We start from the raw sequence: 12603 nt of genomic DNA, 5'->3' as shown, positions 1-12603 counted from the left end.
AATCTCACGCCTACACGGCGGCGGGCCTCGACGTCAGGTTGAGGCTTAGCCCTTGTCGGCCGGCTTGTACGAGATCGTCTCGCAATGCGAGACCTTATAGCCGGGCCGGGACTTGTGGCTGATGAAGAGGATGTCGTGGCCGGCGCCGCAGTCGATCGTCCCGCGCCCGAAGTGGGCGTGGATGATGTCGGCGCCGCCGCCGCCCTGGATCGCGTTGACGCCGTGGCCGGCGTAGATGAAGTCGTTGCCCGCGCCGCCGTCGAGCAGGTCCTGCTGCGCGGTGCCCTGGCCTGAGGGCTTGTAGTCGCCCCACAGCACGTCCTTGCCTCCGGCGCCGAAGAGTTGGTCGTCGGCGTGACCGCCGAGCAGCTCGTCGTTCCGGGCGGTACCCGTGTGCGACGTGGTCTGGTCGGTCTTGTTGATCCACAGCTGGCCGTTGATCCTGGGCCAGCCCTTGTGGCTGGTCTGGGCGATCGCCGCCGGCGCCGGGACGGCGGCGATCACCAGCATCGCCGTGAGGATTCGCCAGGTCGTCATCGCCCGCAGACTATCCGGGGCGACCGCGGCGGGCGCTCAGGCCGCGGCGGGCTCCTCCACGCGGCGCGGGAGCAGCGTCTCGCGCGCGATCACGAGCCGCTGGATCTGCGACGTGCCCTCGTAGAGCTGCATGATCTTGGCGTCGCGCATCAGCTTCTCGACGGGGTAGTCCTTGATGAAGCCGTAGCCGCCGTAGACCTGCACGGCGTCGGTCGCGACCTCCATCGCGGAGTCCGCGGCGAAGCGCTTGGCATGCGAGGACTCGAGCGTGTTGCGCTTGCCCTGGTCGAGCAGGACGGCGGAGTTCCAGGCGGCCAGGCGCGACAGGTGGACCTTGGTCGCCATGTCGGCGATCAGGAACTGGATCGCCTGGTGCATCGCGATCGGCACGCCGAACTGCACGCGCTGCTTGGAGTACTCGGTCGCGAACTCGAACGCGGCCCGCGCGATCCCCGTGGCCATCGCGGCCACGCCCGGCCGCGTGCGGTCCAGCGTCATCATCGCGAGCTTGAAGCCGGCGTTCTCCTCGCCGATCAGGTGGCCGAGCGGGATCTCGGTGTCGTTGAAGGTGATGGTCGCGGTGTTGGACGCCCGCTGGCCCATCTTGTCCTCCTTCTTGTCCACCGTGACCGTGTCGTCCTTGGGCACGAGGAAGCAGGAGATGCCGCGGTGGCCCTTCTCCTTGTCGGTCTTGGCGTAGACCGTGTAGTAGGAGGCGTAACCGCCGTTGGTGATGAAGCACTTGGAGCCGTTGATGATCCACTTGTCGCCCTTGCGGGTCGCCGTGGTGCGCATCCCGGACACGTCGGAGCCGGCGTCGGGCTCGGTCAGGCAGAAGGACGCGAACAGCGGCGCCTCGGTCAGCATGCCGAGGTACTTCTTCTTGAGCTCCTCGGAGCCGCCGAGCGAGAGCGGCGCGGTCGCCAGGCCATTGGCGCCGATCGAGGTTGCGATGCCGGAGCAGCCCCACGAGAGCTCCTCCTCGATCAGCGCGCCCTCGAGATAGCTCACCCCAGGACCGCCGTACTCCTCGCCGATGTGGGAGTTCATGAGACCGAGCTCCCAGGCCTTCTCGAGGATCTCCTGCGGCCACGTCCCGTCGCGGTCGTACTCCCAGGCGACTGGACGGATCTCCTTGGCGGCGAAGTCGTGCGCCATCTCGCGCAGCGCGCTCTGCTCGTCGGTCAGCGTGAAATCGACCACGGTCTTGCTCCTTGCCAGCTCCAGATTGACTGGTCAGTCAACACTTGGGACAGGGTACCCGCCTTGCCTGAGAGTTCCAACCGGGAACCGGCCACAATTGGAGGATCGTGCAGGACGCCCTGCCAATCGTGATCGTGGCCGTCGTGGTGGTGGCGGCGATCGTCGCCGCGCTCGCGCTCCTGCGCGGGAAGGGCGTCTACGACGACATCCGGGCGGGCGACCTCCCGATCCGGCCCGACCCGCCGGGCGCCCGCGCGGCCGAGATCGCGCAGCTGGTGGCGGCGCGCGACGCGCGCCGCGCCGCGCGCGGGCTGGGCCCCGGCGACCCGCTCGCACCCCTCGGCGACGACCTCCGCGCCGAGGTCCGGGCGCACGTGGAGGCGCGCAACGCCCGCCGGATCGCGCGCGGCGACGCCCCGCTCGACGTCGAGACCGAGATCGAGCGGCGCCTCCGGCAGCTGGACGGGTAGCCTCCGCGACATGCCTGCCGTTCGACGCTTCGATCTCGACGAGGTAACCACCCGTCCGGGCACGTATTTCAACCCGAACACGGAGATCGTCCTGATCGTGGATGACTCCGCGAGCGTCGACCTCGAGCTGATCGAGGACGTCGACGCCGAGGGCGGCGAGTGGCTGCTCCTGAGCGACGATGCCGCCGTCGACGAGCACCGCCGCGACGAGCTCGTCGAGGCGTTCGAGACCGGCCGCGCGCGGTCGGCCGCGCGCGACGACCCGGACGAGGACGAGCCCGACGAGGAGGACGAGCTCGAGCCCGACCCGGACGTGGACGACGAGTACTAGACGCCGTCAGACGAAGAAGAAGACGATCCCGAGCACGACGTAGACGGCGAGGAGCTGCAGCCCCTCGAACCACGTCGACTCGCCTTCCTGGGTCACGTGCGCGGCGATGATCACCGCGAGCAGGATCGCCCCGATCTCCAACCCGCTGAACTCGAGCGAGAGCGGGAACGGGCCCAGGAAGAACGAGAGGATCACCAGCACCGGCATCACGAACAGCGCGATCTGGGCGCTCGAGCCGACGGCGATCGCGACCGAGAGGTCGACCTTGTCGCGCGCCGCGAAGTAGACCGCGACCCAGTGCTCGGCGGCGTTGCCGACGATCGCGACGATGATCAGCGAGACGAAGAACGGCGACAGGCCGATGCCCTTCGACGCCTCCTCGATCGAGCCGACGAGGATCTCCGACATGAAGCCGACGGCGGCGCCGGCGATCGCCAGCGCGATCACGCTGCGCCTGACGCTCCAGGTCCCGTGCGGGATGTCGTCCTCCGCCAGCTCGGGATTGAAGACGTCCTTGTGGGTCTTCAGCGAGAACCACAACCCGCCCGCGTAGGACAGCAGCAGCACGATCGCGACGCCGAAGGACATCTTCTCGATGTCGGTGCTGAAGCGCGTCGCCTCGTCGCTCAGCCCGGGCAGATGGCCGCCGGTGGACAGCAGGAACATCGCCGGCAGCAGGAGCGCCACGGCGGCCAGGAGCAGCAGCGTCGCCTGCGCGCTCGCCGCCTCGGCCACGAACTTCTGGCGCTCGCGGCCCCAGCCGCCGATCAGCATCGCGGCGCCCATCACGAGCAGCAGGTTGCCGAGGATGGAGCCGATGATCGACGCCTTGACGACCTCCTGCAGGCCCTTGTCGAGCGCGAAGATCGCGATGATCAGCTCCGGCGCGTTCCCGAACGTGACGTTCAGCAGGCCGCCGATGCCCGGGCCTGACCGGTGCGCCAGCTCCTCCGTGGCCTTGCCCATCAGCGCCGCGGTCGGCACGACGCCGAGCGCGGACGCGAAGAACACGAGCGTCGGCTCGGCCTCCAACTGGTCGAGCACGATCGCGATCACGATGAACGGGACCAGCACATAGGGCCAGCCCGCGCCGCTTCGCAGGAAGCGCCAGAGATTGAACGGGGCGCGTGCCGCGGTCACGAGGCCCGAGGATACGGTGCGCGCCGGATGAGAGTCGTGTGAATGACTAGCCGTCGAGCAGGCCGGCGCACTCCTGCGCCTTGGCCTGATCGCCCTTGGCGTCAGTGACGCATCTGGCGTACTTCTCGATGGCATCGCTCGAGGCCGCGCCCGCTGCGGCGGAGCCGGATCCGCTGCCGGAGCCGGGGGCGGCGCCACCCAGTGAGCTGCCGAGCCCCTTGAGCTGGTCGGCCATCTTCATCAGCTCGCTGAACGGCTTCGCGTGCTTGGGCGCCTGGAAGCTCTGCGGGTCGCCGACGTTGTCGAGCGTGAGGTCGAAGCTCAGGTGCGAGACCGACTTCGAGGCCGGGTCGGCGAGGTCGGCATCGACGACGAGGCGGCGCAGGATGCGGTCGGCGGCGCCGGTGTAGACCTCGATCGCGAACCGCTTGACGGCCGCGATGATCTGGCGGCGCTGGTCGGGCGTGAGCTTCTGCGGCACCTGCGTCGCGCCCGGCAGGTTCAGCGTCTTCGCCTTCTCGGTCACGCGCTGAAGGTCGTCGATCACCTGGGCGACGTCGGCGTCGCCCGTGATCTTGACCGTGTCGGTGCCGTTGACCTGCGCAGAGCCCGCGTTGCGGCCGTTCTCGAGCCACTTCGAGAAGTCGACGCCGAGCAGCGCGGCGGCGTTGCCGCCGCCCTGCTTGCCGCCCTGCTTCGCTGCCTGCTTATAGCTCGCCTGAAGCTGCTTCGCGAGGGCGCCGGAGAGCTCGTACGCCGTGCCCTGGACGTTGACGAAGCCCTTCTCGCCCGTCCACATCGCACCGGCGGCGAAGCTCTGCCCTCCGCTCGTGAGCGACGCGTCGAGCTGGAACTTGGGCAGCCTGCCCGCGCCCTGGCTCTCGAACGGGCCGCTCAGCGTCGCGCCGACCGACTGGCCCTGCCCCTCCACGGCGAGCTTGGCCGTGAGGTTGGCCGACTTGACCTTGGCGAAGTTCCGAAACGTGTCGCGCAGGAGCGTGTTCACGTCCGTACTGGAGCTCGCGGGCTCCGGGGCGGCGGCGCCGCCGCAGCCCGCGGCGAGAGCGACCGACAGGGCGAGGAACAGAAGCAGGTGTCTGGGCATGGGCGTGCAGTGCTGAATGGTCAAGCGGGGCGAGCCTACCATCGGGCCATGCGCCTGAGACGCAGTAGTCGTTGTGCCTTCGTCACGATCCTGTGCTGCCTTTGTCACGTTGCCGGAGCCTCGGCGGCCCGCCGCCCCACCGTCACCGGCGAGCTCAAGGCGCTCGTCGCCGCCGGCACGCTCGCGCCCGCGGACTACGCCGCCCACCGCGCCACCTACGACGACGCAAAGACGACGGTCAAGAAGCTCGTCGGCACGCGCAAGGCGGAGCTCGACGGCGTCCTCTCCGACCTCGACGACATGGCGGCGCGCCGGCAGCTGACCGCCTCGCGCGTGCCCGCGCTGTTCCTCACGCTCCAGCGCAACGTCGAGTACTGGAAGACCGGGCCGCTGCTCGGCTACAACCAGCGCGTCGAGTTCCCCGGGTCCGAGCTCGTCTACCAGCACTACGCCAACCACGGGATCCAGATCCAGTGGCTGGGCACCTGGGGCAAGCTCAACGGCTTCTGGACCGGCGGCAAGCGCTTCAACGCGCGCGCCGCGCACCTGCTCGACGAGGCGCTGCCGCTGGCGACCGGCCGCGCCGGCGGGCTGGCGTGGGAGTACCTGTTCCCGTTCGACGGCCAGAAGCCGCCGTGGGTCAGCTCGCTCGCCCAGGGCACCGGCCTGCAGGCGATGGCGCGCGAGGCGATCCGCCTCAACCGCCAGGCCGACGTACTGCCGATCGCCGGCCGCGGCCTCGGGATCTTCCAGACGCCGCCGCCGGCGGGCGTCCGCCTGGAGACCGACGGCGGCGCGCACTACCTGCAGTACTCCGGCCTGCCGAAGCTGCAGATCATCAACGGCTTCGTCCAGTCGCTCGTCGGGCTGTTCGACTTCGGGCAGCTGACCGGCGACACGACCGCGCAGGCGCTCTTCGCCCAGGGCGACGCCGCCGCGCGTAAGGAGGTCCCGCGCTTCGACACCGGCGCATGGTCGCTGTACTCGCGCTCGGGCTCGTCCAAGCCGGAGTCCGACCTCGGCTACCACACGCTGCTGCGCGACTTCCTCAACCAGCTCTGCAAGCGCACGCAGGCGCCGGAGTACTGCAGCGCCGCGACGCACTTCAGCCTCGATCTGAAGAGCCCGCCCAAGCCGCAGGTGCTCGAGTCCAACCTGCGCGCGGGCAGGACCGGGCGGCTGCGCTTCAAGCTCGACAAGGTTTCGCGCGTGAGCGTGAAGATCGCGCAGGGCGCCAGGATCCTCGACACGCGCGGGCTCGGGACCGTCGGCCGCGGCAGCCGCTACCTCACGTGGAAGCCGCGGCACTCGGGGTCCTACGCGGTCACCGTGAGCGCCAGCGACCTGGCGGGCAACCCGGCGACGGCGACGGGCACGGTCGAGGTCAAGCCCAAGAAGTAGCCGCCGGTCCCGCATAGACTCCGTGGCTCGGAATGCGGCCGCGGACGATCCTCTACACGGGCAAGGGCGGCGTCGGGAAGACCTCGGTCGCGGCGGCGACGGCGCGGCGCTGCGCGGCCGACGGCGCGCGCACCGTCGTGATCTCGACCGACCCCGCCCACTCGCTCGCCGACGCGCTGCAGGAGCCGGTCGGGGGCGAGCCGACCAAGGTCGGCAAGCGCCTGTGGGCCCAGCAGGTCGAGGCGCAGGAGGAGCTGGAGCGTCATTGGAGCGCGGTGTCGGAATGGCTCGGCGGGCTGCTGATGGAGCGCGGCGTGGACCGCATCGCCGCCGAGGAGCTGACGATCCCGCCCGGCGGTGAGGAGCTGTTCTCGCTGCTGCGGATCAAGCGCGCCGTCGAGTCCGGCGACTACGACGCGGTGATCGTCGACTGCGCGCCGACCGGCGAGACCCTGCGGCTGCTCTCGTTCCCGGATGCGGCCCGCTGGTGGCTGGACAAGGTCTTCGGCCGCGAGCAGTCGATGCTGGCGGCCGCCCGGCCGCTCGCGCGCATGCTCCTCGACGTCCCGCTGCCCGACGAGAAGGTGATGGCTGAAGTCCACCGCCTGGTGGGAAGCCTGGTGGAGATGCACGAGCTGCTGCGCGACGCCTCCGCCGTCTCGATGCGCCTGGTGATGACGCCCGACCGGATGGTCGTCGCCGAGGCGATGCGGACCTTCACCTACCTGAATCTGTACGGCTATCTGACCGACGCCGTGGTCGTGAACCGAGTCTTCCCCGACGAGCTCTCGGACGGCTACTTCGGCGCCTGGCACGAGGTGCAGCAGGAGCAGCTCGCGTTCGTGGAGACCGGCTTCGCCCCCGTGCCGGTGCTGCGGGCGCCGTACTTCGCGGCCGAGGTGATCGGGCCGGAGCGGCTGGACGAGCTCGCGCGCGCCGTGTTCGGCGCCCGCGCGCCGATGGACGTCTTCCACGACCGCCTGGCGCAGGAGCTGCGCGTCGACAACGGCGGCGCGGAGCTGCGCCTGGACCTCCCGTTCGCGCGCAAGGGCGACGTGACGCTCAAGAAGATCGGGCTCGAGCTCGTCGTGCGCGTGGACGGGCACAAGCGGACGATCGTGCTCCCGAGCGGGATGGCGGGCTACAAGCCGACGTCGGCGAAGCTCGACGACGGCTCGCTCGTGGTGGGATTCGAGCATGGGTGAGCCGGGGCACGAGGACTACGAGGCGGCCGAGCGGCTGGTGCGCGAGGCGCACGCGCGCGCGGAGGAGGCGGCGCGCGCGGCCGCGGACGCGATCCCGCCGAACGGCTGGGCCGCTCCGGGTGACTCAGAGGCCGCGGACCCGTTCCCGGACCTGGCCCTGCTGCTGCGGCTGGCCGAGTCGGCGCGCGGCGCGGTCCCGCCTGAGCTCACGCGCCAGCTCGCGGACGCCCTGCGCGAGCTGCTGGTCGCCGTGCGGGCGATCCTCGACCACGCGATCGTGCGGCTCGAGCACCAGGCGCCGGACGAGCCGCGCGTGGAGGACATCCCGATCACGTGAGCCTGGCGAAGGACTTCCGCGGCCTGCCCGCCGAGATGCGCTTCGCCGCGCTCGCCGCCGCCGCGCTGCTCGTGTCGCTGTTCCTGCCCTGGTACCAGAAGTCCTACGTCCCGGCCGGGACGCGCGACTTCGTCCAGGCCAACGTCAGCGCGCTCGGCGCGTTCTCGTTCGTCGAGGCGGCGGTGCTGCTGGTGGCGTTCGCGGTCCTGTTCCTCGTCTGGGCGCGCTCGCAGCGCAAGGCGTTCCACCTGCCCGGCGGCGACGGCGTCGCGATCACGCTCGCCGGCGGCTGGGCGGTGCTCCTGCTGGTCTGGCGCCTGTTCGACAAGCCGGACATCAAGGGCGACGCCGTCACCGTCGGGATCCAGTGGGGCATCTTCGGCGCGCTGCTGGCGGCCGGCGCGCTGGTGGCGGCGGGAGCGCGCGTGCGGGCGGCGCACCGGCCGGAGCCGCCGAACCCGGCGGCGGACGACGTCGGCTGGGTCGCCCCGGACCGCCCGGCGCGCGAGCGGCCGCCCGACCGGCGGCCGCGCGACGCGGCGGAGGTCAAGGACGTCCTGCGCGAGCGGCCGACGTGGGAGGGCGGGCCGCCGGACGCGGAGACGCGCCGGTTCCGCGACGACGACGCGGCGACGCGCCGGATGGCCGACCCCGGCGACGAGGCCACGCGGCGGCTCCCGCGCGACCCTTCCGACGAGGCGACCCGGCGGTTCCGCGACGACGACGCCGAGACGCGGCGGATGAAGGGCGGTTCCGGCGAGCGCACGCATCGGCTCTGGGTCGACGACGAGTCGGCTTCCTGACCTCGCCGCAACATCGGGCCTGAGGGAGCCGTTGCACCCGGTGTGCGTGTCGTGCTCGCGTTCCTTCTGCTCCTCGCGGCCGCCGCGCCGGCTGCCGCCGCGCCGTGGCGGGACCCCGTCGGCGTCTCGGGCGCGCACGAGTTCGTCGACACGCTCGGCCTCGCCTTCGCGCGCGACGGCACCGGCCTGGCGACCTGGACGGCGCAGGACGGCGTCGGGACGGGCGCGACCGGCGGCACGTTCGCCGCACCGCTCGGCGCGCCTGAGCGCCGGATCTCGGCCGCGAGCGTCGTCACCGCCCCGGTCCTGTACGGGACCTCGCGCGCCGTCGTCGCGACGCAGCGCCCCGCGGGCGACAAGACGCGCCTGAGCGTCGTCTTCGGACGCGCCGACGGGAGCTTCGGCGCCCCGCGGACGATCGCCGTGCGCCGCAACGTCCGCAGCGTGCAGGTCGCGGCCAACGCCCAGGGCGACATCGCGATCGCCTGGTTCGAGGACCGCGGCGTCGTCGACGACCGCGTCTACGTCGCCTTGCGCCCGCACGGCAAGCCGTTCACGCCGCCGGTCCTGCAGGCCACCGATCGCGTCCGCTCGGTCTCGATCGCGGTCTCCCCGCGCGGCGACCTGCTGCTCGCGTGGGACGCGCGCGGAATCGTCCGCACGCGCTACAAGCCCGCGCGCTCATCGCGCTTCCGCCACCGGGTCACGATCGCCTCCGAGCCCGCGTTCTTCGCGAGGCTGCGCACGGCGGTGACCGGCAACGGCCGCGCCTACGTCGCCTGGGCCGCGCAGCTGCTGACCGAGGGCGGCGACCGCGGGGACGCCTTCTACGAGGCCGCGGTCATGCCGGCCGGCGCGACCCGCTTCCGCGCCGCCCAGCTGCTGGAGCGCCGGCCGGCGTCCGAGGCCGCCGGCGGCCTCGACCTCGTCGCCGACGACGCCAACGGCGCGACCGTGGCGTGGGGAGCGACGACGGTGAAGGCCGCGACCACCGGCGCTGCCGCGAGCTTCGGCGCCGCGCAGACGGTCGCTCCCGGCCTCGAGGCCGCGCTCGCGGGGGCGCCCGACGGCCGCGCGCTGGTCGCCCTGATCGCCGGCCCCGGCGATGCCCAGGACGGCGCGCTCCAGGCGGCGGCGAAGCCCGCGACCGGCGCCTTCGGCCCGCCCGAGACCGTCACCACCGGCCCCCAGGCGCGCGTCCCGGCCGCCGCCTTCGACGCCCGCGGCAACCGCTGGGGCCTCGTCTGGAGCAACCGCCCCTCCGGCGAGACGGCGCCGATCCGCACGTTCCTGCAGGCGAGCCTGCGACCCGCCGCCTGAGCACGGGAGCGCCGCGGTCCGCGGCACGAGACGCGGACCGCGGCGCCGGGGAAGCTACGCGGCGAGCGCGACCTCGCGCTCGGCCCCGACCAGCTCGGCGAGGATGCCGCCGAGCGCGAGCGCCTGATCGGCATCGGCCAGCCCGTCGCCGTCGAAGGCATCGTCGGCGAGGCCGACCGGCAGCTCGCGGTCGATCACGCGGGCGCCGAGCGCGCCGAGCACCTTGCGGCCCTCGGCCTGCGCCCAGACGGCGCCGAACAGGCCGGTGGAGGCGCCGACCACGGCGGCCGGCTTGTTGCGCAGCGGGCTCTCGCTGAGCGGGCGCGAGATCCAGTCCAGCGCATTCTTGAGCTGGCCCGGCAGCGAGTGGTTGTACTCCGGCGTCGCGATCAGCACGGCGTCCGCCGAGTCGATCGCGGCGCGCAGCGCGTCGACCGCGTGGTGGCCCGCGGCCTCGTCGTCCTCGTCGAACGGCGGGATCGCCTTCAGGCCGTCGAACTCGACCAGCTCGACCCCGGGCGGCAGCAGCTCGGCCGCCGCGCGGAGAAGACGGGAGTTGTGGGAGCCGGCTCGCAGGCTCCCGGAGAGACCCAGGACCTTCACGGCTACGCCTGCGCGAACTCGAGCTCGACGTGGAGCTTGACGTCGTTGGCGAGCGCGAAGCCGCCCTTGGGCAGCGGCGCGTTCCAGCTCAGGCCGTACTCGGTGCGGTCGACGATCGCCTCGAGCTCGATGCCGAGCTTGGCGATGTCGCCGAGCGTGACGACCGGCTCGGTGATCGTGCCACGCGCCTCGATCGGGCGCGTGTGGCCCTTGATCGTCAGCTCGCCGTCGACGATCAGCTCGCCGTTCTCCGCGCGCACCAGCGTGGACGCGAACCGGATGTCGGGATGGTCGGCGCTGTCGAAGAAGTCCGGCGCCGTGAGGTGCGCGGCGAGGTTCTCGTCCTTGACGGCGATCGAGTCGGCCTTGACCGAGCCCTCGAGGCGCAGCGTGCCGTCCTCGGCGGCGGTGAGGGTCGCGTCGTAGTCCTCGAAGCGGCCGCGGAACGTCGACACGACCATGTGCTTGACGGCGAATCCGACGTTGGAATGGACCTTGTCGATCGTCCAGCGAGACGCGGCGGGGACGGGGGAGGAAGCGATGGCGGTCACTTGGTGCTCCTGAGGCTCGTAGTTTCCGGACTGCGGTCCGTTTGTCTGCGATCAATGTAGCAGCGAAGCGGACCGTAGTCCAGTTACTACAATGAGAGCCGCCATGACCACCGACCTCCCCGTTCTCGGCAGCGAGCCGCACGAGCGCTCCGACGCCGCACGCAACCGGCGCAAGGTGCTCGAGGCGGCGAGCCGGCTGTTCGAGTGCCACGGCGCCGCGAACGTCTCGATGGAGGCGGTCGCCGCGGAGGCCGGCGTCGGCAAGGGCACGCTGTTCCGCCGCTTCGGCGATCGCGCGAGCCTCGCGCGCTCCGTGCTCGAGGCGCACGAGATCGCGCTGCAGGAGGGCATCATCCGCGGACCCGCGCCGCTCGGCCCAGGCGCCGAGCCGTGCGAGCGCCTGTACGCGTTCGGGCGCGCCTACCTGGGCTTCCTCGAGCGCCACAGCGACCTGATCCTCGCCGCCGAGTTCGGCTCCCCTGGGCTGCGCCTCGTCAGCCCCGTCTACGCGGTCTACCGCACGCACGTGACGCTGCTGCTCCAGCAGGCCGGCATCGACGGCCACGCCGACTACCTCGCCGACGTCCTGCTGGCGCCGCTGTCGGCCTCGACCTTCCGCTACCACCGCGACGTGCGCGGCCTGAGCATGGAGCGGCTGGAAGCGGACTACCAGGACCTCTGCCGCCGCGTCCTAGACTCCTGACGATGAGCGCCACGCAGGCTCCCGCGTCCGTCGACCACGTCGCCGACGGCCTGCGAGCGGCCGGCTACCTGCCCGGGGAGTCGACGGCGCTGGTCTCCTACCTGGCGGCGCGGCTCGGCAAGCCCGTGCTCGTCGAGGGCCCGGCAGGCGTCGGCAAGACCGAGCTGGCGAAGGCGCTGGCGACCTACCTCGGCCGCACGCTCGTGCGCCTGCAGTGCTACGAGGGCCTCGACGAGGCCAAGGCGATGTACGAGTGGAACTACCGCAAGCAGCTGCTGCGGATCCAGGCCGAGGCCGACGGCACCGGCTGGCAGGCCGTCCAGGACGACATCTTCGGCGAGGAGTTCCTGCTCTCCCGCCCGCTGCTGCAGGCGATCGCGTCGCCCGAGCCGGTCGTGCTGCTGATCGACGAGATCGACAAGACCGACCAGGAGTTCGAGGCGATGCTGCTCGAGCTGCTGTCGGACTTCCAGATCTCGATCCCGGAGCTGGGCCGGATCGGGGCACGCACGCATCCCGTGGTGTTGCTCACCTCCAATAACTCGCGCGAGCTCACCGAGGCCCTGAAGCGCCGCTGCCTGTACCTGTGGCTCGACTACCCGAGCGCCGAGCGCGAGCTGGAGATCGTCCGGCTGCACGCGCCCGAGCTGCCCGAGACCGTCGCGCGCCGGCTGGTCGAGGTCGTGGGCATGGTGCGCGAGCTGGACCTCAAGAAGCCGCCGTCGATCGCGGAGTCGATCGACTGGGCGCGCGCGCTGCTGCTGCTCGGCGCCGAGGACATCGACGGCGACGTCTTCCGCGCGACGATGTCGATCATCGTCAAGCACCGCACGGACCTGGACACGGTGGCCGAGCGCGTGGGCGTGCGGCTCGCAGCGTGAGCGGCGGTGGTCG

General features: G+C 71.8%; 15 protein-coding genes. 9 read left to right on the top strand and 6 right to left on the bottom strand.

All coding sequences use genetic code 11. From position 1 onward, the window contains the following. Positions 1 to 45 precede the first annotated feature (45 nt). Both H958_RS43345 and H958_RS37215 read right to left on the bottom strand, forming a co-directional pair. Complete coding sequence (locus H958_RS43345; RefSeq protein ID WP_028059120.1) at positions 46 to 537, bottom strand: calcium-binding protein; 492 nt, start codon at positions 535 to 537, stop codon at positions 46 to 48. A 36-nt stretch (positions 538 to 573) separates the two neighbouring features. Next, positions 574 to 1740, bottom strand: coding sequence for an acyl-CoA dehydrogenase family protein (locus H958_RS37215; RefSeq protein ID WP_081685869.1), 1167 nt, complete (start codon positions 1738 to 1740; stop codon positions 574 to 576). Between the two features lie 107 nt (positions 1741 to 1847). Between H958_RS37215 and H958_RS0113925 the strand changes: the two genes are divergently transcribed. Then, positions 1848 to 2210 (top strand): hypothetical protein, encoded by a 363-nt coding sequence (locus tag H958_RS0113925; protein WP_156027975.1) that lies wholly within the window; start codon positions 1848 to 1850, stop codon positions 2208 to 2210. A 10-nt stretch (positions 2211 to 2220) separates the two neighbouring features. After that, a complete protein-coding gene (locus H958_RS0113920; RefSeq protein WP_028059118.1) occupies positions 2221 to 2541 on the top strand; it encodes a hypothetical protein in 321 nt (106 codons plus the stop codon). 6 nt (positions 2542 to 2547) lie between these two features. Here the strand turns inward: H958_RS0113920 and cax are convergent, their stop codons facing one another. Both cax and H958_RS46270 read right to left on the bottom strand, forming a co-directional pair. Continuing rightward, positions 2548 to 3681 carry a calcium/proton exchanger gene (cax, locus tag H958_RS0113915; RefSeq protein WP_051324237.1) on the bottom strand — a complete coding sequence of 378 codons (1134 nt, stop codon included), beginning with the start codon at positions 3679 to 3681 and terminating at the stop codon, positions 2548 to 2550. Between the two features lie 46 nt (positions 3682 to 3727). Beyond that, positions 3728 to 4786 carry a hypothetical protein gene (locus H958_RS46270; RefSeq protein WP_028059116.1) on the bottom strand — a complete coding sequence of 353 codons (1059 nt, stop codon included), beginning with the start codon at positions 4784 to 4786 and terminating at the stop codon, positions 3728 to 3730. A 48-nt stretch (positions 4787 to 4834) separates the two neighbouring features. Between H958_RS46270 and H958_RS0113905 the strand changes: the two genes are divergently transcribed. Genes H958_RS0113905 through H958_RS0113885 form a run of 5 tightly spaced genes read left to right on the top strand, consistent with a single transcriptional unit; the run spans position 4835 to position 9852 of the window. After that, positions 4835 to 6187 (top strand): D-glucuronyl C5-epimerase family protein, encoded by a 1353-nt coding sequence (locus tag H958_RS0113905; protein ID WP_028059115.1) that lies wholly within the window; start codon positions 4835 to 4837, stop codon positions 6185 to 6187. 32 nt (positions 6188 to 6219) lie between these two features. Further along, complete coding sequence (locus H958_RS0113900) at positions 6220 to 7392, top strand: ArsA family ATPase (protein ID WP_028059114.1); 1173 nt, start codon at positions 6220 to 6222, stop codon at positions 7390 to 7392. Then, the gene (locus tag H958_RS0113895; RefSeq protein WP_028059113.1) at positions 7385 to 7729 is read left to right on the top strand and encodes a hypothetical protein; all 345 of its coding nucleotides are present in this window, start codon (positions 7385 to 7387) and stop codon (positions 7727 to 7729) included. Before H958_RS0113900 ends, H958_RS0113895 begins: the two co-directional genes overlap by 8 nt. Further along, positions 7726 to 8532, top strand: coding sequence for a hypothetical protein (locus H958_RS0113890; protein WP_028059112.1), 807 nt, complete (start codon positions 7726 to 7728; stop codon positions 8530 to 8532). Before H958_RS0113895 ends, H958_RS0113890 begins: the two co-directional genes overlap by 4 nt. Before the next feature lie 51 nt (positions 8533 to 8583). Further along, positions 8584 to 9852 carry a hypothetical protein gene (locus tag H958_RS0113885; RefSeq protein WP_156027974.1) on the top strand — a complete coding sequence of 423 codons (1269 nt, stop codon included), beginning with the start codon at positions 8584 to 8586 and terminating at the stop codon, positions 9850 to 9852. 54 nt (positions 9853 to 9906) lie between these two features. Here the strand turns inward: H958_RS0113885 and H958_RS0113880 are convergent, their stop codons facing one another. Both H958_RS0113880 and H958_RS0113875 read right to left on the bottom strand, forming a co-directional pair. Then, on the bottom strand, positions 9907 to 10455 hold the full coding sequence (locus H958_RS0113880; RefSeq protein WP_028059110.1) for an NADPH-dependent FMN reductase: 549 nt from the start codon (positions 10453 to 10455) through the stop codon (positions 9907 to 9909). A 2-nt stretch (positions 10456 to 10457) separates the two neighbouring features. Further along, positions 10458 to 11006 carry a YceI family protein gene (locus tag H958_RS0113875; RefSeq protein WP_051324236.1) on the bottom strand — a complete coding sequence of 183 codons (549 nt, stop codon included), beginning with the start codon at positions 11004 to 11006 and terminating at the stop codon, positions 10458 to 10460. 103 nt (positions 11007 to 11109) lie between these two features. Here H958_RS0113875 and H958_RS0113870 point away from each other — a divergent pair, with 103 nt between their 5' ends. Continuing rightward, the gene (locus H958_RS0113870) at positions 11110 to 11709 is read left to right on the top strand and encodes a TetR/AcrR family transcriptional regulator (protein WP_037410118.1); all 600 of its coding nucleotides are present in this window, start codon (positions 11110 to 11112) and stop codon (positions 11707 to 11709) included. A 2-nt stretch (positions 11710 to 11711) separates the two neighbouring features. After that, complete coding sequence (locus tag H958_RS0113865; protein WP_037410116.1) at positions 11712 to 12590, top strand: AAA family ATPase; 879 nt, start codon at positions 11712 to 11714, stop codon at positions 12588 to 12590. Positions 12591 to 12603: the final 13 nt, after the last annotated feature.

Source organism: Candidatus Solirubrobacter pratensis (assembly GCF_000425945.1).
Lineage (GTDB): Bacteria > Actinomycetota > Thermoleophilia > Solirubrobacterales > Solirubrobacteraceae > Solirubrobacter > Solirubrobacter pratensis.
Note: the sequence above shows the minus strand (reverse complement) of the source record. Positions and strands in the feature narration are given on the sequence as shown.